The following is a 19,388-nucleotide window of genomic DNA, read 5'->3' as shown; positions in this document are numbered from 1 at the left end:
CGCCTCACGGCTTGCACTTGTAGACGGTGCCCTTGGTGTCCGGCCCCTTCCACTTGATGTCGGCTGCGGTGGCGTGGACATGCGTCCCGCCCTTCTCCGCCGCTGCGATCTTCAGGCGCGCGACCACCGAATCGCGCGTCTTGTCGAGCGGCATGATCGCCTGCGAGCCGTCCTGCCCATCGATTTCGCCGAGGCTTGCGCAGTTCTCCACAACGCCCTTCGCATCGGTCACGACGACGATGCTGCTGCGCGACGTGTGATAGGTGCAGGCGCCGAGCAGCAGGGCCGGCAGGAGGATGGAAAAGCGGGGCATCGTCACGTCCGGACTGGGCTGATCGGGTCTGTCCGCATGTTCCGCCGCTTCGGCACAAATGCAAGCCCGAGCCCGCATTAAACCGCCATGCCGCGCCGGCCGCATCTGGCAACCTGGCGAGTTCGTCACATTTACCGCGAAATTGTCGCAATTTGACCCTGCGAACTTTAACGCAAAGCCTGCATCATTCTTGACCTGCCGACGCTGCTGCCCTTAAGTCCGTTCAGGCCAATGGGAGGCTGAAAAGGGATAAAATATGCGTAGCATTCTGATCGTTGGCGCCATGGCCGCTCTTCTCGCCGGTTGTCAGACCGCGCAGGAGTCGATGGCCGACGCCGAAGTGACCTGTGAGTCCCAGGGCTTCCGCCCCGGCACCCGTGCTTACCAGCAGTGCCGTTCGGCGAATTATGTCGAGAACCGTCGCGCCTCGAACGAAGCCGGCTCGGCCGTCGCTGCCGGCGTTGCCGCCGGTGTCGTTGGTGGCGCCATCGCTGCCGGCGCCAGCCGCCACTACTATGGCGGCTACTACGGCCCGCGCCGCTACTGGTGGTAAGATTGCGGGGCCACGTCTCGGAAGGCCCCTGCTAAGATCGAGCCCTGCAGCGCTCCGCGCCGCAGGGCTTTTTCATGGAGTAACCGGTCAAACGCCTGCGGCCTGACCTGCAAAGCGCATCATCGCCGGGTCGCGCGCTTGCGGGCCGGCGCGGCCGGGCGCTCGCTGGCCGACGCCGAGGACAGCAGCGAGCCGATCAAATAGGCCGCGAGTCCCAGCCCGACCACGACGGCCATCGGCTCCCGCTCGGCGCGCTTCGCCAGCATGCGTCCGCCCCTGTCGGCATAGTCGCGGGCGATCGCCGCATAGTCGCCGGCGCGGTCGGCATAATCATCCGCCACATCGCGATGCGAGCGCAGCCAGCCTGCTCCCGACTTCAGAGCGCGGTTTCCGGCATCCGCGGCCTCGGAACCGTAATCCTGCAGCCAGCCGCGCCAGCGGCCGTAGTCGGGCTGGTAGCGCTCCCAGCCGGATGAGGGCTGACTGCGCAACGTTGCCCAGGCGACCAAGCCGATGCCGAGCACGCCGAGCCCCAGCGCCGCGAGCGGATGACGCTCGACGGTCTGCACCACCGCCTGTCCGCTGCTGCGGGCGGCTTCGAGGGGCTCCGCCTCATCCCAGGCCTCCTTGGCCCGGCCGTAACCATCCTTGACGGTCTCGCTGGCCTTGCCCGCGAACTCCGCCGCCTTGTCGCGCAGGCTGCTCACGCTTGCGCTCACGGTTTCGCCGGCCTCCTCGGCGGCCTTCGGAACGTCGGGCGGGAAGCTGTTGCTGATCGCCATGGCTGTCTCTCCGTTTCTGAAAGGGGCATGGCCAGAGAACGAAGCCGGCGCGGCCGGGTTCCAGCCCGCGACAAAACAACTGGGTCACATTTCTTCACCTGTTCGGCCATGACGACGTCATGATTGAATGCGACCTACCGAAGAACAGGGGCCATCAACGAGAAGGAGACGCGCATGCATGTTCAGCACCTCCAGATCGCTCACCCGTTCGTTCTCTCCGATCCCGAGTGGATCGCGCTGGAGAGCATCGAGGAGGAAACCCGCCACTTCATCTTCGACGAAACGATGCTGCATGCCCTGCAGGATCGTGGTCTCGTCGAGTCGGACGGCACCATCTGGCGGGTCACCCAGACCGGCCAGAAGCGCCTGAACGACCGCGACTGAGGCGGACGAAAGCCGGGCATCCGGCGAAAGCGACGGATCATCAGGCCCGCCTGTTCGGCGGGCTTTTCCATGTCCGGGGCTGACGGCTCAGCGCGTTCCTCCAGGCCATGCAGACCAGAGCAGCGCGGCTGCAATTGCGATCCAGATCGCCAGGATCGCGATCATACCGCCATAACTCGTCTGTCTGGCCTGTTCTGCCGCCATCGCCCTGTACTCGGCCATCAACGGCTCAGGAATGAGCTTGACCACGAGGAGGATGCCGATCGGCACGATGATCAGGTCATCGAGATAGCCGAGAATCGGGATGAAATCCGGGATGAGGTCGATCGGACTGAGGGCATAGGCTGCGACCAGACCGGCGACCAGTTTCGCATGCCAGGGTGTCCGGCTGTCGCGGGCGGCGATCCACAGCGCCATCACATCGCGCTTCAGCAGGCGCGCCCAGCGCTTCGCTCGCTCCAGCAACGTGACAGCCCTTCTGGAATTTGGTCGCGCACCGTCTCGGTTAGCAGATATCTCCCGCGAGGTCGCCCTGCCCGGCAACGCTGGAAAAATGCCGCCGCCACTGCCATGTAGAGTGCTCCCTCCCCTTCCGATGAGCTGTCATGGGCAAACCCGTTTCCATTACCATCTCGCATGATCTCGGCCGGGACACCGCGTTGGCGCGGCTGCGTGGCGGCGTCGACAAGATCCGCGACCGGCTCGGCATGGTGCGGATGCAGTTGGTCGAGGAGCGCTGGGAGGGCGACGCACTGCATTTCGGCGTCGGCGCGCTCGGCCACACGGTCCATGGCCGCGTCGAGGTCGAGGACAGGCTGATCCGCGTCGAGGTAACGCTGCCCTGGATGCTCGCGATCTTCGCAGAGAAGCTCAAGATTGGTGTCGAGAAGCAGGGCCAGATCCTGCTGGAGAAGCCGAAGGCCTGAAGCCCTTCCCCGGAACGGTCGAAACTCCGCCAGCCATGACATGAAAAAGGGCGGGACGCACCGCGCCCTGCCCTTGTTCCGTATCCGATCGCCGAGCGCGCTCAGTCGATGAGGTCGAAGCGGACGTCCTGCACGCCTTCGTAGAGCGTCTTGCGCCCGAGCGTGTAGAGGTTCTCCAGCCCCGAGGTCAGGGTAATGAAGTGGTTGCCGGAGAGCACGCCGGCCTTGCTGGCGAACTGCACGCCGCCATAAGCGAGCAGGATCTCGGTCTCGCTGACGCCGCCCGGATACAGGATGATGTGGCCCGGCGCCGGATAGGCGGTGTTGTTCTCGTAGCCGACGCCGAAATCGAGATCGCCGAGCGGCATCCAGACGCCCTCGCCGCTCCAGCGCACATGCACCATCTTGCTGATGAACGGCATCTGCTTCCTGAAGGCGGCGCAGGTCTTCGGCGCAGCTTCGAGCTCGAACCTCGCGTCGAACTTGAACGGCCCGGCGGTGACGATCAGCTTGCTCATGAAATCCCCCGTCTTCTTGGAAAATCTGCGAGCCTGCTGAATGGCACTACGTCTCGGCCCCAGCAAGAGGCACTGCCGGAACAACTGCGACGCCGTAACGTGAAGGATACCGGCGGCGCCCCGCTCAGCCGATCGCTTCGCGAAGATCAAGCGTACCGGCCTTGCCGATCGCCTCGTAATTGCGCTTCAGCCAGCGTTTGCCGGCGGTGCGGCCCATGTCGCGCAGCTTGAGCAGGAAGGACCATTCCGCGTTCATCCGCGACGAGGACGTCAGCTCGGCCAAAGGCGGCCCACCGTCGATGCGGTGCATCAGGACGCGCTTGTATTCCTCGCGAGGCAGCTTGCCGGCATCGATCAGCCGGTTGACGAAGTCGATCGCCCTGAGTTCGCGCAGAAGCGAGGCGTTGAAGGTGATCTCGTTCAGCCGGTCCTGGATCTCGCGCGCCTTGGTCGGCAGCTCACGCCGCTGGATCGGGTTGATCTGGACGAGCAGGATATCGTCGCAATGCGCCTGGTAGAACAGCGGGAACAGGGCCGGGTTCCCCATGTAACCGCCATCCCAATAGGCTTCTCCACCGATCTCGACAGCCTGGAACACCATCGGCAGGCAGGCCGAGGCCATCACATGGTCCGGGGTCAGGTCCTTGCCGTCGAACACCGTGATCTTGCCGGTGCGGACATTCGTCGCCGCGATGAACAGCTTCACCGCGTCGCAGGCCCTGACCTTCTCGAAATCGATGAGATCGGCGACGACGCCGCGCAGCGGGTTGATGTTCAGCGGGTTGACGTCATAGGGGCTCGCCACCTTCGAGAACATCTCGAAGAAGAGCATGCCCGGCGGCGTGCCGTTGGTGTTGCCCCAGGCGCCCAGCATGGTGTCGAGCAGGGAACGCTCCGAGCCACCATATTTGCCGTCGACGCTGATCGCCCGCCAGAACGCCTCGAGCTTGGCGCGCGCGCCGTCGATGCCGCCATCGATCCAGCCTTCGGCCAGCACGACGGCATTCATCGCCCCCGCGCTGGTGCCGGTCAGCGCCTCGATACCAAGGCGCCCGTCTTCCAGGACGGCGTCGAGCACGCCCCAGGTGAAGGCGCCATGCGCGCCTCCGCCCTGCAGCGCCAGCGAGACCGTCTTCTCCGCCTTCGGGCCGGCGAGCCTCTTGACAGGCTCGGCCTTGCGGGAGGGGCGACCGCTCACGCAGCGGTCCAGCCGCCATCGATCGGCAACGTCGTCCCGGTGATCGACTTGGCCGAATCCGTACACAGGAACACCGCCAGCGCCGCCACCTGCTCGACCGTGACGAATTCCTTGGTCGGCTGCCCGGCGAGCATCACGTCGTTGATGACCTGCTCCTTGGTGAGCCCGCGCACCTTCATCGTGTCCGGAATCTGCTTCTCGACCAGCGGCGTCCAGACATAGCCGGGGGCGATGGCGTTGACGGTGATGCCCTGGGTCGCGACTTCCAGCGCCACCGTCTTGGTCAGGCCGGCGATGCCGTGCTTGGCCGCGACATAGGCCGACTTGAAGGGCGAGGCGACCAGCGCATGCGCCGAGGCCGTGTTGATGATGCGGCCCCAGCCCTTCTCCTTCATCTTCGGCAGGGCGGCGCGGATCGTATGGAAGGCCGAGGACAGGTTGATCGCGATGATCTGGTCCCATTTTTCGATCGGAAACTCGTCGATCGGCGAGACGAACTGGATGCCGGCGTTGTTGATCAGGATATCGATGGCGCCGAAGACCTTCTCGCCCTCGGCGATGAAACCGGCGATCTCGGCCGGCTTGGTCATGTCCGCCCCCGAAAACACCACTTTGATGCCGAATTCCTGCTCCAGATCGGTGCGCAGCTTCTCGGCATCGGCCGGGGCCATGATGCCGTTGATGACGAGGTTGGCGCCCTCGGCCGCCAGCGCGCGGGCATAGGCCAGTCCGATACCGGAGGTCGAGCCGGTGATCGCAGCGGTACGGTCTTTGAGGAACATGAGCGTCAAGGCTCCTGACAATCGGGGAGAAAATGCTTAGGTTCGGGGTCGAACAGGCATACGCCGACAGGATATCGTCGCAGGTTGCCCGATGAGTCTTTGCAACGCAACATGACGAAAATGCAGCCGAACGCGCATCATCACGGCGACCATGACCATGTGTCGCACGCCCATGGCGAAGGCCCTTGCCGCCATGCCGAGGATCACCGCCGCCACGCGGCGGAAGCCCTCGCCCGGGCCGAACGGATCTGCCGCGAACGGGGCCTGCGCCTGACGCCGATCCGGCGGCAGGCGCTGGAGGCGCTCCATGCCGACCACCGGCCGATCGGCGCCTATGATCTCGCCGACCGCATCTCGCCGGCCGGCGGGCGGCGCCTGGCTCCGATCTCGATCTACCGCGCGCTTGATTTCCTGGTGGATCAGGGTTTCGTGCACCGGCTCTCGTCGAAGAACGCCTATGTCGCCTGCCTGCACGGACATGGCGCGAACGAGGTCGTCGCCTTCCTGATCTGCGAATCCTGTGGCGGGGTCGACGAGGATTCCTCGCCCGCGATGAAGAAAGCGGTGGCGGCCATCGCCGAAAACCGGCAATTCTCACCCTCGCACCAGATGGTCGAGATCGTCGGACGGTGCGAGCATTGCCGGAATGCCGGTTCGTGATAGAGCAGCCCGCATGAACGAGCGCGCCTTTTCCTATCTGACGCCGGAACGCGCCGGGCCGCTCGCCCGTCAGCTCACCGTCCCCGTCAAGGTCGGCCATGTCACCGTCGGCGGCGGCGCGCCGATCGTCGTGCAGTCGATGACCAACACCGACACCGCGGATATCGCGGCGACCGTAGCGCAGGTCGCGGCGCTCGCCCGCCAGGGCTCGGAACTCGTCCGCATCACCGTCGACCGCGACGAGGCGGCGGCAGCGGTCCCCAAGATCAGGGAAAGGCTCGACCGCATCGGCGTCGACGTGCCGCTGGTCGGCGACTTCCATTATATCGGCCACAAGCTGCTCGCCGATCATCCGGCCTGCGCCGAGGCACTGGCGAAATACCGGATCAATCCCGGCAATGTCGGCTTCAAGGACAAGAAGGACAAGCAGTTCGGGCAGATCATCGAGCTCGCTGCCAAATACAGGAAGCCGGTACGCATCGGCGCCAACTGGGGCTCGCTCGACCAGGAACTGTTGACGGCGCTGATGGACGAGAACGCGCGTGCCGTCCGCCCGCTCGATGCCCGCGCCATCATGCGCGAAGCGATGGTGCAATCGGCCCTGCTCTCGGCCGAGCGCGCCGAGGAGCTCGGCCTCGCCCGCGAATACATCATCCTTTCCGCCAAGGTCTCCGGCGTGCAGGACCTGATCACGGTCTACCGCATGCTGGCGAGCCGGGCGAACTACGCCATCCATCTCGGTCTGACCGAGGCCGGCATGGGCTCGAAGGGCATCGTCGCCTCCTCGGCCGCGCTTGGCATCCTCCTGCAGGAAGGCATCGGCGACACCATCCGTTATTCACTGACGCCCGAGCCGGGCGGCGACCGCACGCTCGAGGTCAGGACGGCGCAGGAATTGCTCCAGACCATGGGGTTCCGTGCCTTCGTGCCGCTGGTGGCCGCCTGCCCCGGCTGCGGGCGCACCACCTCGACCGTTTTCCAGGAACTGGCCCAGGATATCCAGAACTGGATTTCGAGTTCCATGCCGGAATGGAAGACGCGCTATCCGGGCGTCGAGAACCTCAACGTCGCGGTGATGGGCTGCATCGTCAACGGCCCGGGCGAGTCCAAGCATGCCGATATCGGCATCTCGCTGCCCGGCACCGGCGAGGCGCCGACGGCTCCGGTCTTCGTCGACGGCAAGAAGGTCGCCACCCTGCGCGGCGCCGGCATCGCAGCCGAGTTCAAGACCATGGTCGCCAGCTATGTCGAGCGGCGCTTCGGCGCCGGCCTCGGCGTCACCGGCTGATCACGCCTTTGCGCGCCGCCCGCAACGTGCTAGAGGCCCCGGCCTTTCGCTGCACCGCAGCATGTGCGGAGATCCCTGATGGGGCATGAGAACCCGAATCCTGCGACCGTCCGGCCGGAGGATTCACGCTTCGGCCTCGATGCCGGGCACGGCCAGAACGATGGCCCCGGGCATGGCAAGCAGGGCTTCGCTGCGCTGGCGCTGGGCGCGCTCGGCGTCGTCTACGGCGATATCGGCACCAGCCCGCTCTATGCGCTGCGCGAGACCCTGCTGGCCGCGACCGGCGGCGAACAGGGCGCGGTCATCGCTCCCACGGTCGTCATCGGCGTGCTCTCGCTGATCCTCTGGTCACTCGTCATCGTGGTGACCTTGAAATATGTCGTGCTGCTGATGCGCGCCGACAACAACGGCGAAGGCGGCATCCTCACCCTCGTCGCGCTGGCGCAGCGCAGCCTCGGCCGCGCCCGCAGCCATGTCGCCCTGCTGCTCGGCATGATCGGCGCCGGCCTCTTCTACGGCGACACCGTCATCACCCCGGCAATCTCGGTGCTCTCCGCCATCGAGGGCGTGAAGCTGATCACGCCGGCGCTCGACGAATACATCCTCTGGATCGCCTCGGTGATCCTGATCGGTCTTTTCGTGATGCAGAGCCACGGCACGCATCGCGTCGCGACCTTCTTCGGCCCGGTCATGCTGGTCTGGTTCCTGACGCTGGCCGGGCTCGGCATCTACCATATCGCCGACGATCTCAGTGTCTTCCGCTCGATCAATCCGTACTACGCGCTGCTCTTCTTCCGCGATCACGCCGGCGTCGCGCTGGCCGTGCTCGGCTCGGTCTGTCTGGCGGTGACGGGTGCCGAGGCGCTCTACGCCGATATGGGCCATTTCGGCCGCGGCCCGATCCGCGGCGCCTGGCTCTATGTCGTCTTCCCGGCGCTGTGGCTCAACTATCTCGGCCAGGGCGCGCTGATCCTCTCCGACCCCAGCGCCATCGACAATCCGTTCTACCGGCTCGCGCCGCAGGGGCTGCTTTTGCCCTTCGTGATCATGGCGACGGTCGCGACCATCATCGCCAGCCAGTCAGTGATCACGGGCGCCTTCTCGCTGACCCGGCAGGCGATCCAGCTCGGCCTCCTGCCGCGCATGGAGATCCGCCACACGTCCGAGCAGACCTCCGGCCAGATCTACGTGCCGCGCGTCAACCTGCTGCTGCTCGTCGTCGTGCTGATCCTGGTCTGGTCGTTCCGGACGTCGTCCAGCCTGTCGCATGCCTATGGCATCTCGGTCTTCGGCACGATGGTGGTCTCGTCCACACTCGCCGCCATCGTCATCCGCCGTCACTGGGGCTGGAGCCTGCCGGCAACTGCCGCACTCATCCTTCCCTTCTTCCTGGTCGACGTCTCCTTCTTCTCCGCCAACATGCTGAAGCTGTTCCATGGCGGCTATGTGCCGGTGCTCCTCGCCATGGGTCTGACCCTGGTGATGTGGACCTGGATGCGCGGCACCAAGATCCTCTTCGACAAGACCCGCAAGACCGACGTGCCGCTGCTCGAACTCGTCACCATGCTCTCGAAGAGCCCGCCGGCCCGCGTGAAGGGCATGGCGGTCTTCCTGACCAGCGACCCCGAAACCGCGCCGGCCTCGCTTCTGCATAACCTCAAGCACAACAAGGTGCTGCACGAGCGCAACGTCGTGCTGACCGTGCGCTCGGCCGATACACCGCGCGTCGCGGAGGAGGAGCGCGTGCGCCTTGCCCGCATCACCGACGATTTCTGGCGGGTCGAGATGGTGTACGGCTACATGGAGAGCCCGAACGTGCCGAAGGGCCTGGCCACGCTGCGCAAGCAGGGCTTCAAGTTCGACATCATGTCGACCTCGTTCTTCCTGTCCCGCCGCTCGATCAAGCCTTCGCCGCAATCGGGCATGCCGATCTGGCAGGACAACCTCTTCATCGGCCTGACCAAGAGCGCGACCGACGCCACGGACTTCTTCCAGATTCCGACCGGCCGCGTCGTCGAGGTCGGCACGCAGGTCACGGTCTGACCGGGCGCAGACGCCTTCCAAGGAAGGCGTCATGCTCGGGCTTGACCGGAGCATCTCATGACCAGAGGAACACTAGAACCACAGGAAACCCCTATCCTGTATCGACGTCGGCTGCTGCAGACTTAGACATTTCAAGCGCTGATCTCGGGCAAGCCCGGGATCAACGGAGGGGCAAGGGTGAGGTGTAGGCCCCTGAACCAGCGAGGCGAGGCCTCACCGCTGCGCAGCGACCACCTCGTGGAAAATTCGGTAAGCGGCCTACCCCTCACCCTGCCTCTTCCTACAGGAGAGCGTTCCCCGCGCATTTCCTTCTAGCGCTGCTCGGGTCAAGCCCGCATATGACGCGCCTTCTGCAGCCTCAATCCAGTCGTGCCGAGGCCGCCTCCTTCGGCACATGCCGCACCCGCTCGCGATAAAGCAGGTAGAGCCCGGACGAGATCACGATGCCGGCGCCGACGAAGGTCCAGCGGTCCGGCAGCTGGTCGAAGACCAGCCAGCCGAGCAGCAGCATCCAGATGATCTGGGAATAGATGAAGGGTGCCAGCACGGTCGCGGGCGCCAGCCGATGCGCCAGGATCAGGAGCCAGTGGCCGAAGCCCCCGAACGCGCCGACCGCGAACATCAGGAGCCAGGGCAGGAGCGTCTGCGGCGTTTCCCAGACCCAGGGCAGCAGCGGGATGGTCGCCAGCGTCCCCGCCGCGCCCGAATAGATCATCGTCGTTTCCGACGAATCATGGCCGGAGAGCATCCGGGTCGACAATGAGTAGAAGGTGTAGCACAGGCAGCCCAGCACGATCAGCAGCGCCGCCGGATGCATGCCCCCGATTCCCGGCCGCGTCACCACCAGCACGCCGATGAAGCCCACGCCGATCGCAGCGAGCCGGCGCGGCCCCGGCCATTCCCCGAGCAGCGGCCCCGATGCCAGCGCCACCAGGAGCGGCGTCGCGAACATGATCGAGATCGTTTCGGCGAGCTGGAGATAGCGCAGCGCGACGAAGTTGAGCGCGGTCGAGCCGAGCAGCAGGAACGAGCGGCCCCATTGCAGCCACGGCCGTTTGGTCCGCAGCACGCCGGGCCGGGTCCACGGATTGATCACCGCCAGCACCAGGATCATGCTGCCGGCATAGCGCGCGAACACCACCTGCAGCGGGTTCATCGACTGGCCCAGCCATTTCGCGCTGGTATCGAGCAGAGAGAACAGCAGAACGGCCGCGCACATCAGGCCGATCGCAACCATGCGCGCACGGCCCGTCTCGGAAGGCGCCTCTGAAGGGGAAGACACGGGCCTCGCCATGCTCTGAAGGAATGACGAAGGCAGATTGAACCGATTTAAGCCTCATCGCCAGCACGCCGAAGCATGCGGTCCATGCAGAAATCAGGCGTCGCTATCGGCCTCGTCGAGATCGGTATCGGGATCGTCATGCTCGGCGCCGGCCTTGGACAGGCCCTTGGCCGCCTTGCGCAGGAGCTTGCGCAACTGCTTGCGCTCCTTGCCGTCGAGCTTGTCGAGAAGCTCTTCTTCGACCTCGTTCCAGACCGCGTCGAGCTCGGCTGCGGTGCTCTGCCCGGCCTCGGTCAACGCGACCTGCACGAGCCGGCCGTCGCGGTTGCCGCCTTCGCGGGTGACCAGCCCCTGCAGCGAGAGGCGCCCGATCGTCTTCGACACGGTCGGCGGCTTGACGCGCAGCAGGGCCGCGAGTTCCCCCATCGTCATCGGGGCCGGCTGCAGCGCCTTCAGCGCCTGCTCCTGCCCCGGAAACAGGCCCAGCCCGTTCAGCCTCTCGCCCATCCGCGAACGGTGCAGCCGCGCGGTGACGAGCAGGGCACGGCCGACACTCTTCTCGATTGCCTTGGTCATGGGTCGATCCTTCGGGCCGATCCTTGGACAGGTAAGCAGACGCTTCGCCGGCTGCGTATTCGCGCGCGAACATGACAGACGGATGACAATCGGATGTCAGAGCTAAGAGAGCGCGAGTTTCGCCGCGACTTTTTTCAGGAATGCCGCCCGGCTGGCCGGAGTCGAGAGATTCATTTCATGATGCGCGAGATAGGTCGTGCGCGCCAGCGGATGGCAGACCGCCCGCAGCGCCCGGCAGACCGCCTTGCGCGGCGGGTCGCCCATCAGGAAGGCGCGCCAGCGCGAGCCACCATAGCTGGTCACTGCCACGAGCCGGCGAATATTGTGCAGAGCCGGCTGTGCCTTGCCATCGACCATCCTGAACGAGACGCCGGGCAGGAAGACGCGATCGAGGAAGCCCTTGAGGATCGCGGGATAGCCGAAATTCCAGACCGGGAAGCACAGCACCAGCGCCTCGGCCCGCTTCACGCGCTCGACATAACCGGCAACCGGCAATGTGTTGCTGGCCGTGTCGTGGTAGCCGCGCCGCTCCCCCCGGCTCAGCACCGGGTCGAACTGCTCGGCATAGAGATCGCAATCGTCGACCTCGTGCCCCGCCGCCTTCAGGCTTGCGACCACCGTCTCGTGGATGGCGGCCCCGAAGCTCTCGGGCACAGGATGGGCATAGAGGACGAGGACGCGCATGATCCTTAGCCGACCCCGGCCTCGGTCAGACTGCGGAACAGGAAGGTCTTGCCCGAGCGGTAGTCGTAGGACGGGTCTTCCCAGGCGATCATCTTGCCGGGATTGAGCAGGCCCCGTGGATCGGCCTCGCGCTTGAAGGCGAGCTGCGCCTCGTCGGTCTGCTTCATGCCGCCCTCCTCCAGCGTGTAGCGATGCGGATTGAAGATCGGGGCGCCCATCTCCTCATGGATCGCCATGATCTCCTCCAGCCGTTCCTCGGAGGTGAAGCGCACCAGCGGCAGGCCGAAGCAGGTGATCTTGCCGTCGAAGCGCACGAATTCGAGATGGCAGATCACCTCGTCGCCGAAGCGGGCATGGATCCTGTCGACCAGCTCGACCTGGTTCGGATAGGGATAGAGCACCTGCAGATAGGTGATCGTCGGATCGACGCGCAGTGCCCGCAGCGTCGTGTGGTTCCAGCCGAGTTCATAGGCCGGCGGCAGGCCCTTGGCATCCTCCGGCGAGAGCTTGTCGGAGCGCAGCAGCAGCTCCGCGCCCTTGAAGCGCTGCGCATAGGCGCAAAGCGCATCGACCGCGAAATCGGCCGCCATGACGATGACGAGATGGCTGTCGCGCGGCAGGAACCTGCGGTGACGCAGGAAATAGTCGTGCGGCGCGGGCGCCGCGACAACGCAGAGGTTCTTCAGCGCAAGCCCGTCCTGCTCGCCGACCGCATTGGCGAACTCGGTGGCAGCTCGCAGGTCCTCGAAGCCGACGATGACATCGGCCCAGTTGTAAGCCGGCCCGAGCGGCATCTCGACTTCGGTGATGATGCCGTTCGTGCCATAGGCATGGGCGACCTTGTGCAGGTCCTCGCCGGAGAATTCGAGGATGCGCGGGCTTGCCTCCATCGTCGCGACCTTCAGGCGGATGATGTTGCCCCAGTCGCGCAGGCCGCCCCATTTGATCGAGCCGACGCCGCCCGAACCGCCGGCGATGAAGCCGCCGATCGAGGCCGTCTGGTAGGTGGACGGGTGCAGGCGCAGTTCCTGCCGCGAATGCGTGCGCGTCTCGTCGTCGATGCGGGCCATGATCGCGCCGGGCTCGGCGACATAGCGGCCGGCGGCGATCTCCTTGACCTTGTTGAAGCCGGAGAGATCGAGCAGCACACCGCCGGAGAGCGGCATCGCCTGCCCGTAATTGCCGGTGCCGGTGCCGCGCGGCGTCACGGGAATGCCGAGTTCGTGGCAGGCGGCGAGCACCTGCATCACCTCGGCCTCGCTCGTCGGAGAGACCACGATATCGGCGACGACATGGTCGAGCTGACGTTTCAGGATCGGCGAGTACCAGAAGAAATCGCGGCTCTTCTGCTTCACCAGCGCCGGGTTTTCTTCGGTGCGGATGCCTCCGAGGCGAGTCTTCAGCGTGGCGATGTCGTAGCGTGCGGTCATGATGCTCTGCCCATCAGATGGTCGAGTTCGCGGTAGTCCGGCAGCGTCCGGTCGATCGCCTTGCCGGAAACCAGCACGGTGCGATCGGCCTGCGGCCGGGAGAAGAGTTCGGTCCAGTCGCGCGCCCGCGTCAGGATGAGATCGGCCGGCGCACCGGCCGCGATGACGCCGCCATCGACGCCCAGCACCTCGGCCGGCGTGCGCGCCACCGCCTTGGCCCAGTCCGGGCCGGAATGATCGAGCTGGAGGATGCGCGTGCCCTCGCGGAGCACCTCGACGAGATCGAGATCGCCATAGGCGTAGAACGGGTCACGCGTATTGTCGGAGGCGATCATCACCGGCACGCCGGCGGCCTTGAGTTCATGCAGCGCCGTGACGCCACGCCAGCGTGGGGTGCGGCCGGTCTGGCGGTCCTGCAGATACATGTTGCACAGCGGCAGCGAGACCACCGCGATGCCGGCTTCACGCACCTTGGCGATGATCCGCGCCTCGTCTTCCGGCGCCTGAAGGGCGAGCGAACAGCAGTGTCCGCACAGGATCTTGCCCTCGAAGCGGTGGCGCAGAGCCGCGTCGGCAATGTACTCCAGCGATCGGGCAGCCGGATCATTGGTCTCGTCGACATGGAAATCGAGATCGAAGCCGTTCTCGATCGCCGCCCGGAACAGGATGTCGAGCGCTTGGTCGAGCTCCGGGATCATATAGGTGACGCAGCCGAGCAGCCTGTCGCCATGGGCCTTCACGGCGGCGATCACCGCCTGCATATGCGCGGGATCGAGCGCCTCCGTCGCGCCGAAGAGCGGCGAGGCCTGGAGCGCGATGCGCCCGATCCATTCTGCTCGCAGCTCCGCATAGACCGGCCAGGAGATGCCGATCTGCTCGCCCAGCGAATCGAGATGCGTCCGCATCGCGGCCGTGCCATGCGCGAAGGCAGTCCGTAGCGAGAAATCCATGCGCGCCCGCACGTCCTGTGCCGACCAGTTCGCCTCGCGATCGGCGCCGACGGTGTTCAACGCCCCCGGAAAAGTCCCATCCGGGTTGGGGCTGCGCGGCCAGATATGGCCCTTGTCGAGATGGGTGTGACAGTCGACCAGTCGTGGCAAAGCGATACCGCCATCGAGACTGGCGGCAGGCACCGCCCCGGCGGAGGCCGCGCCGGCAGGCTCTATCGCGGTGATGCGACCATCCGCAATCGCGAGATCGACGCGCGCCAGCCCATTGCCATCGGCCGGCATATCATCGCCCTCGAGCAGGCAGAGGGGAACGCGCAGGTCGGTCAGGCGGAAAGCGGGTGCGTCGGGCAGGCGGGCGAAACCGGTCGTCACGTTGTCTCGCCTCTCCTGCCTCTCAAGCTCCGGTTCGGAGATACCGGGCCGATGGAACAGCCGCAAGCCGCGCCGGCCTCTCCTCCCCCGCCGATGACGTCGCAGCCGGAAAAGCCTTGCATTCGGGCTTGTTCATGCCGGCCGGATCGCGCATGAGGGCGGCATCATCAGCAAGCATGAGGTCGGACCATGACCGGCGAAGCCCGCATCATCGACGGCAAGGCCACCGCGGCCGCGCTCAGGGCCGAGATCGGCCGCGAGGTCGCGGCGATCAAGGCCGCGCGCGGGATCGTGCCCGGCCTCCATGTCGTCCTCGTCGGCGAGGACCCGGCCAGCAAGGTCTATGTCGCCTCGAAGGAGAAGCTCGCGGTCGAGGTCGGCATGAACTCGGTCGCCCACCGGCTGCCGGCCGACACGACGCAAGCGCAGCTCCTCGCCAAGCTCGCCGAGCTCAACGCGGATGACAACGTCGACGGCATCCTCGTCCAGCTCCCGCTGCCGAAGCATATCGACACCGGCCGGATCATCGACGCCATCGACCCGGCCAAGGATGTCGACGGCCTGCACCCGATCAATGCCGGTCTGCTCGCCGGCGGCAAGAACGGCCTCGTGCCCTGCACGCCGCTCGGCTCCATGCTCCTGCTGAAACAGGCGCTGCCCTCTCTCTCCGGGCTCGACGCCGTCGTGATCGGCCGCTCCGAACTGGTCGGCCGCCCGGTCGCCCAGCTCCTGCTTCAGGCCGATTGCACCGTCACCATCGCCCATTCGCGCACGCGCGACCTGGCCGCCGTGGTAAAGCGCGCCGATATCGTCATCGCGGCGGTCGGCCGGCCGCGCATGGTCAAGGGCGACTGGATCAAGCCCGGCGCGACCGTGATCGATGTCGGCATCAACCGCCTGCCCGACGGCAAGCTCACCGGCGACGTCGATTTCGCGGAAGCCGTGAAGGTCGCGGGCGCGATCACCCCGGTTCCTGGCGGCGTCGGCCCGATGACCATCGCCTGCCTGCTCAAGAACACGCTGACGGCTTTCCACGCCCGGCGGGGGTGAACCCAGCAGCCGGCGCCGCCAGAGGTGGCCCGGTTTTTCCTCAGTTGGCCCTCGAACGAAAAAGGAGCTGCAAGCGTGCAGCTCCTTCGAAACCTCGCTCTTGCAGCAGGGCCGCGCCAGAGGCACGGCCCGGCAACCCGATCACATGTGAATCGGGCGCTTGTCGACCGCGAGGGCCGCTTCCTTCACGGCCTCGGCCAGCGTCGGGTGCGCGTGGCAGGTACGGGCGAGGTCCTCGGCCGAGCCGCCGAACTCCATCAGAACGGTCACTTCCGCGATCAGGTCGCCGGCATGCGGGCCGATGATGTGGCAACCGAGCACGCGGTCGGTCGCCGCATCGGCCAGCACCTTCACGAAACCGTCCGTGTGGCGCATGGCGCGCGCGCGGCCGTTCGCCGTGAACGGGAACTTGCCGATCTTGTAGGCGACGCCGGCAGCCTTCAGCTCTTCCTCGGTCTTGCCGATCGCCGCGACTTCCGGCGCCGTGTAGACGATGCCGGGAATGGCGTCGTAGTTTACATGGCCGTGCTTGCCGGCGATGATCTCCGCGACGGCGACGCCCTCATCCTCGGCCTTGTGCGCCAGCATCGGCCCGCGCACCACGTCGCCGATCGCGTAGATGCCGGCGACATTGGTCTTGAAATGATCGTCGATGACGACGCGGCCCTTCTCGGTGGCGACGCCCGCCTTGTCGAGACCGAGGCCCTCGGTGTTCGGACGCCGGCCGATCGCGACCAGCACGATATCGGCATTGAGCGTTGTCGCCGTGCCCCCGGCGGCGGGTTCGACGGTGACGGTCGCGCCCCCCTTCTTGCCCGTTTCGACCTTGGTGACCTTGGAGCCGAGCTGGAAGGTGAAGCCCTGCTTCTGCAGGATGCGCTGGAACTGCTTGGCGACTTCGCCGTCCATGCCGGGCAGGATGCGGTCGAGATATTCGACGACGGTGACCTTGGCGCCGAGGCGCGCCCAGACCGAGCCGATCTCGAGGCCGATCACGCCGGCGCCGACCACGACGAGCTCCTTCGGCACAGCGCCGATCTCGAGCGCACCGGTCGAGGTCACGACGGTCTTCTCGTCGATGGTCACGCCCGGCAGCGGCGCCGATTCCGAACCCGTCGCGATGACGATGTTCTTGGTCTCGATTTCCTGCGTCTTGCCGTCCTCGGCAGTGACGACGACCTTGCCGGCAGCGGGGATCGAGGCCGTGCCGTGGAAGGCGTCGATCTTGTTCTTCTTCAGCAGGAAGCCGACGCCGGTGACATTGGCGTCGATCGTCTCCTGCTTGTGGGCCATCATCGCCTTGAGGTCGAGCTTCGGCTTGCCGACGACGATGCCCAGCTTCTCGAAGGTGTGGCCGGCCTCCTCGAACATCTCGGAAGCGTGCAGCAGCGCCTTGGAAGGGATGCAGCCGACGTTCAGGCAGGTGCCGCCATGGGTCTTGCGCTTCTCGACCACAGCGACCTTGAGGCCGAGCTGGGCGGCGCGGATGGCGCAGACATAGCCGCCGGGGCCGGTTCCGATGACGACGAGATCGTAGGCCGCAGCCATGGTGACTTCCTTTCCTGTGTTCGAATGCGGCGGCGCCTCAGCGCCCGCCGGTCACGTTCAAGACGGTTCCGTTGGTGTAGGAGGCCTCGTCCGAGAGCAGCCAGGCGATCGCCTGCGCCACCTCGCGCGCCGTGCCCTCGCGCTTCATCGGAAGCTGGTCGCGCAGCAGCGCAACCCGGTCAGGCATGCCGCCGCTGGCATGGATCTCCGTATCGATGATGCCGGGCCTGACGGCATTGACCCGGATACCCTCAGCCGCAACCTCGCGGGCGAGGCCAAGGGTGAAGATGTCGATGCCGGCCTTTGTTGCGGCATAGTCGAGATATTGCCCGGCGCCGGCCAGAATCGCTGCGGCGGAGGACAGATTGACGATGCCGCCACCCTGCCCGCCATGGCGGGTCGACATCCGCTTCACCGCTTCGCGGGCGCAGAGGAAGCTGCCGGTCAGGTTGATCCGGAACATCCGGTCAAGACGAGCGAGGTCCATCTCGTCGAGGCGCTGCGGGGCATCGATGACGCCGGCATTGTTGACCAGTGCCGTGAGTCGCCCGAGCTGGTCGGCCGCCGCGAAGATCGCGGCGACATCGGCTTCATCGCCGACATCGCCCTTGATCGCGACCGCCTGCCGGCCTTTGCCGTTGACGGCCGCGACTGTCTCGGCCGCAGCTTCGGCATTGGACTGGTAGTTGACGACGAGATCGTAGCCGCGCTCCGCGAGCAGGATCGCGGTCGCCCGGCCGATTCCCCGGCTGCCGCCGGTGACGATCGCAACGCCCGACACGTCCCGTCCCGCGCGCTCAAAGATCGAGCACGAGGCGCGCCGGATCCTCCAGGCCTTCCTTGATGCGGACGAGGAAGGTCACGGCCTCCTTGCCGTCGATGATACGGTGGTCGTAGCTGACCGCGAGATACATCATGGGACGGATCTCGATCTTGCCGTTCACGACGACCGGACGCTCCTGGATCTTGTGCATGCCCAGGATCGCGGACTGCGGCGCGTTCAGGATCGGGGTCGACATCAGCGAACCGTAGACGCCGCCGTTCGAGATGGTGAAGGTGCCGCCCTGCATCTCCTCGATCGAGAGCTTGCCGTCGCGGGCCTTGCGGCCGAACTCGCCGATCTTCTTCTCGACGCCGGCGATGGAGAGTTCGTCCGCATCGCGTACGACCGGAACCACCAGGCCCTTCTCGGTGCCGACGGCAACGCCGATATGGTAGTAGTTCTTGTAGATGATGTCGGTGCCGTCGATCTCGGCATTGACCGCGGGGATCTCCTTCAGCGCCTGCACGCAGGCCTTCACGAAGAAGCCCATGAAGCCGAGCTTCACGCCGTGCTTCTTCTCGAACACGTCCTTGTACTGGTTGCGCAGCGCCATCACGCCGGACATGTCGACCTCGTTGAAGGTCGTCAGCATCGCCGCGTTGGACTGGGCTTCCTTGAGGCGGCGCGCAATCGTCTGGCGCAGCTTGGTCATCTTGACGCGCTCTTCGCGGGCGCCGTCATCCGGCGCCGAAGGCGCGCGGACGGCAACCGGAGCCGGCGCGGCGGCCGGAGCCGCAGCGCCGCCGGTCGCGATCGCGGCGAGCATGTCGCCCTTGGTCACGCGGCCATCCTTGCCCGAGGCAGCGACCTTGGACGGGTCGACGCCGCTCTCGGCGGCGAGGCGCGAGACGGCCGGGCCGGAATCGGCGGCCTTGGTCGCGGCGGCCTTGGGAGCCTCCGCTGCCGGAGCAGCCGCAACGGGCTTCGCCTCGGCCTTAGGCGCGGGAGCGGCAGCAGCGCCGCCTTCAGCGATCGTGCCGAGCAGCGCGCTGACGCCGACGGTCTCGCCTTCCTTGGCGACGATCTCGCCGAGGACGCCGGCGGCCGGCGCGTTCACTTCCAGCGTCACCTTGTCGGTCTCGAGCTCGACCAGGGGCTCGTCGGCCTTCACCGCCTCGCCCGGCTTCTTGAACCACTTGCCGATGGTGGCCTCGGAAACGGATTCGCCGAGGGTGGGTACGCGGATTTCGGTCGCCATGTCAGGCCTCTTCTTATTCGAATCTTGT

Annotated in this window: 21 protein-coding genes; 7 read left to right on the top strand and 14 right to left on the bottom strand. The window is 66.2% G+C overall.

Annotated features, from left to right (window positions below; genetic code table 11):
- Positions 1 to 4 precede the first annotated feature (4 nt).
- The gene (locus J0I42_RS10565) at positions 5 to 313 is read right to left on the bottom strand and encodes a hypothetical protein (protein WP_291654786.1); all 309 of its coding nucleotides are present in this window, start codon (positions 311 to 313) and stop codon (positions 5 to 7) included.
- Positions 314 to 569: 256 nt separating this feature from the next.
- On the opposite strand from J0I42_RS10565, the gene J0I42_RS10560 reads away from it, so the two are divergent.
- Positions 570 to 866 carry a hypothetical protein gene (locus tag J0I42_RS10560; RefSeq protein ID WP_291654785.1) on the top strand — a complete coding sequence of 99 codons (297 nt, stop codon included), beginning with the start codon at positions 570 to 572 and terminating at the stop codon, positions 864 to 866.
- A gap of 119 nt (positions 867 to 985) precedes the next feature.
- Here J0I42_RS10560 and J0I42_RS10555 read toward each other — a convergent pair whose 3' ends face one another.
- Positions 986 to 1,648 carry a hypothetical protein gene (locus J0I42_RS10555; RefSeq protein ID WP_291654784.1) on the bottom strand — a complete coding sequence of 221 codons (663 nt, stop codon included), beginning with the start codon at positions 1,646 to 1,648 and terminating at the stop codon, positions 986 to 988.
- Between the two features lie 174 nt (positions 1,649 to 1,822).
- Between J0I42_RS10555 and J0I42_RS10550 the strand changes: the two genes are divergently transcribed.
- Entirely contained in the window at positions 1,823 to 2,032 is a 210-nt protein-coding gene (locus J0I42_RS10550) for a hypothetical protein (RefSeq protein WP_291654783.1), read from the top strand.
- A gap of 87 nt (positions 2,033 to 2,119) precedes the next feature.
- Here the strand turns inward: J0I42_RS10550 and J0I42_RS10545 are convergent, their stop codons facing one another.
- Positions 2,120 to 2,449, bottom strand: a complete 330-nt coding sequence (locus tag J0I42_RS10545) for a YkvA family protein (RefSeq protein WP_291654890.1) — start codon at positions 2,447 to 2,449, stop codon at positions 2,120 to 2,122.
- A gap of 188 nt (positions 2,450 to 2,637) precedes the next feature.
- On the opposite strand from J0I42_RS10545, the gene J0I42_RS10540 reads away from it, so the two are divergent.
- Entirely contained in the window at positions 2,638 to 2,958 is a 321-nt protein-coding gene (locus J0I42_RS10540) for a polyhydroxyalkanoic acid system family protein (protein ID WP_291654782.1), read from the top strand.
- Positions 2,959 to 3,059: 101 nt separating this feature from the next.
- On the opposite strand, the gene J0I42_RS10535 is transcribed toward J0I42_RS10540, so the two are convergent.
- The 3 genes from J0I42_RS10535 to J0I42_RS10525 form a co-directional block, all read right to left on the bottom strand.
- Positions 3,060 to 3,476: a DUF3830 family protein gene (locus J0I42_RS10535; RefSeq protein ID WP_291654781.1), complete on the bottom strand. Its 417-nt coding sequence runs from the start codon at positions 3,474 to 3,476 to the stop codon at positions 3,060 to 3,062.
- 124 nt (positions 3,477 to 3,600) lie between these two features.
- On the bottom strand, positions 3,601 to 4,674 hold the full coding sequence (locus tag J0I42_RS10530; protein WP_291654780.1) for a patatin-like phospholipase family protein: 1,074 nt from the start codon (positions 4,672 to 4,674) through the stop codon (positions 3,601 to 3,603).
- On the bottom strand, positions 4,671 to 5,456 hold the full coding sequence (locus tag J0I42_RS10525) for a 3-hydroxybutyrate dehydrogenase (RefSeq protein WP_291654779.1): 786 nt from the start codon (positions 5,454 to 5,456) through the stop codon (positions 4,671 to 4,673). The genes J0I42_RS10530 and J0I42_RS10525 overlap by 4 nt, the downstream gene beginning before the upstream one ends.
- A gap of 111 nt (positions 5,457 to 5,567) precedes the next feature.
- Between J0I42_RS10525 and J0I42_RS10520 the strand changes: the two genes are divergently transcribed.
- From J0I42_RS10520 to J0I42_RS10510, 3 genes are all read left to right on the top strand, one after another.
- Positions 5,568 to 6,116 (top strand): Fur family transcriptional regulator, encoded by a 549-nt coding sequence (locus tag J0I42_RS10520; protein WP_291654778.1) that lies wholly within the window; start codon positions 5,568 to 5,570, stop codon positions 6,114 to 6,116.
- A 13-nt stretch (positions 6,117 to 6,129) separates the two neighbouring features.
- Positions 6,130 to 7,404, top strand: a complete 1,275-nt coding sequence (ispG, locus tag J0I42_RS10515) for a flavodoxin-dependent (E)-4-hydroxy-3-methylbut-2-enyl-diphosphate synthase (protein WP_291654777.1) — start codon at positions 6,130 to 6,132, stop codon at positions 7,402 to 7,404.
- Positions 7,405 to 7,482: 78 nt separating this feature from the next.
- Entirely contained in the window at positions 7,483 to 9,447 is a 1,965-nt protein-coding gene (locus J0I42_RS10510; protein ID WP_291654776.1) for a potassium transporter Kup, read from the top strand.
- Between the two features lie 358 nt (positions 9,448 to 9,805).
- Here the strand turns inward: J0I42_RS10510 and J0I42_RS10505 are convergent, their stop codons facing one another.
- The 5 genes from J0I42_RS10505 to J0I42_RS10485 form a co-directional block, all read right to left on the bottom strand.
- Positions 9,806 to 10,729 (bottom strand): DMT family transporter, encoded by a 924-nt coding sequence (locus tag J0I42_RS10505; RefSeq protein ID WP_291654775.1) that lies wholly within the window; start codon positions 10,727 to 10,729, stop codon positions 9,806 to 9,808.
- 93 nt (positions 10,730 to 10,822) lie between these two features.
- A complete protein-coding gene (locus J0I42_RS10500; RefSeq protein ID WP_291654774.1) occupies positions 10,823 to 11,305 on the bottom strand; it encodes a MarR family winged helix-turn-helix transcriptional regulator in 483 nt (160 codons plus the stop codon).
- Between the two features lie 102 nt (positions 11,306 to 11,407).
- The gene (locus J0I42_RS10495) at positions 11,408 to 11,989 is read right to left on the bottom strand and encodes an NAD(P)H-dependent oxidoreductase (protein ID WP_291654773.1); all 582 of its coding nucleotides are present in this window, start codon (positions 11,987 to 11,989) and stop codon (positions 11,408 to 11,410) included.
- A gap of 5 nt (positions 11,990 to 11,994) precedes the next feature.
- A complete protein-coding gene (locus J0I42_RS10490; protein ID WP_291654772.1) occupies positions 11,995 to 13,419 on the bottom strand; it encodes an FAD-binding oxidoreductase in 1,425 nt (474 codons plus the stop codon).
- Positions 13,416 to 14,741 (bottom strand): cytosine deaminase, encoded by a 1,326-nt coding sequence (locus J0I42_RS10485; protein ID WP_291654771.1) that lies wholly within the window; start codon positions 14,739 to 14,741, stop codon positions 13,416 to 13,418. The genes J0I42_RS10490 and J0I42_RS10485 overlap by 4 nt, the downstream gene beginning before the upstream one ends.
- Before the next feature lie 189 nt (positions 14,742 to 14,930).
- Here J0I42_RS10485 and folD point away from each other — a divergent pair, with 189 nt between their 5' ends.
- Positions 14,931 to 15,791 carry a bifunctional methylenetetrahydrofolate dehydrogenase/methenyltetrahydrofolate cyclohydrolase FolD gene (folD, locus tag J0I42_RS10480; RefSeq protein ID WP_291654770.1) on the top strand — a complete coding sequence of 287 codons (861 nt, stop codon included), beginning with the start codon at positions 14,931 to 14,933 and terminating at the stop codon, positions 15,789 to 15,791.
- A gap of 141 nt (positions 15,792 to 15,932) precedes the next feature.
- Here folD and lpdA read toward each other — a convergent pair whose 3' ends face one another.
- Genes lpdA through odhB form a run of 3 tightly spaced genes read right to left on the bottom strand, consistent with a single transcriptional unit; the run spans position 15,933 to position 19,360 of the window.
- The gene (gene lpdA, locus J0I42_RS10475) at positions 15,933 to 17,339 is read right to left on the bottom strand and encodes a dihydrolipoyl dehydrogenase (RefSeq protein WP_291654769.1); all 1,407 of its coding nucleotides are present in this window, start codon (positions 17,337 to 17,339) and stop codon (positions 15,933 to 15,935) included.
- Positions 17,340 to 17,376: 37 nt separating this feature from the next.
- Positions 17,377 to 18,120: an SDR family oxidoreductase gene (locus J0I42_RS10470; protein WP_291654768.1), complete on the bottom strand. Its 744-nt coding sequence runs from the start codon at positions 18,118 to 18,120 to the stop codon at positions 17,377 to 17,379.
- A 16-nt stretch (positions 18,121 to 18,136) separates the two neighbouring features.
- The gene (gene odhB / locus J0I42_RS10465; protein WP_291654767.1) at positions 18,137 to 19,360 is read right to left on the bottom strand and encodes a 2-oxoglutarate dehydrogenase complex dihydrolipoyllysine-residue succinyltransferase; all 1,224 of its coding nucleotides are present in this window, start codon (positions 19,358 to 19,360) and stop codon (positions 18,137 to 18,139) included.
- Between the last annotated feature and the right edge of the window lie 28 nt (positions 19,361 to 19,388).

The sequence above is a fragment of the Allobosea sp. genome, from assembly GCF_017308015.1.
GTDB lineage: Bacteria > Pseudomonadota > Alphaproteobacteria > Rhizobiales > Beijerinckiaceae > Allobosea.
This window is presented reverse-complemented; position numbering and strand designations above follow the sequence as displayed.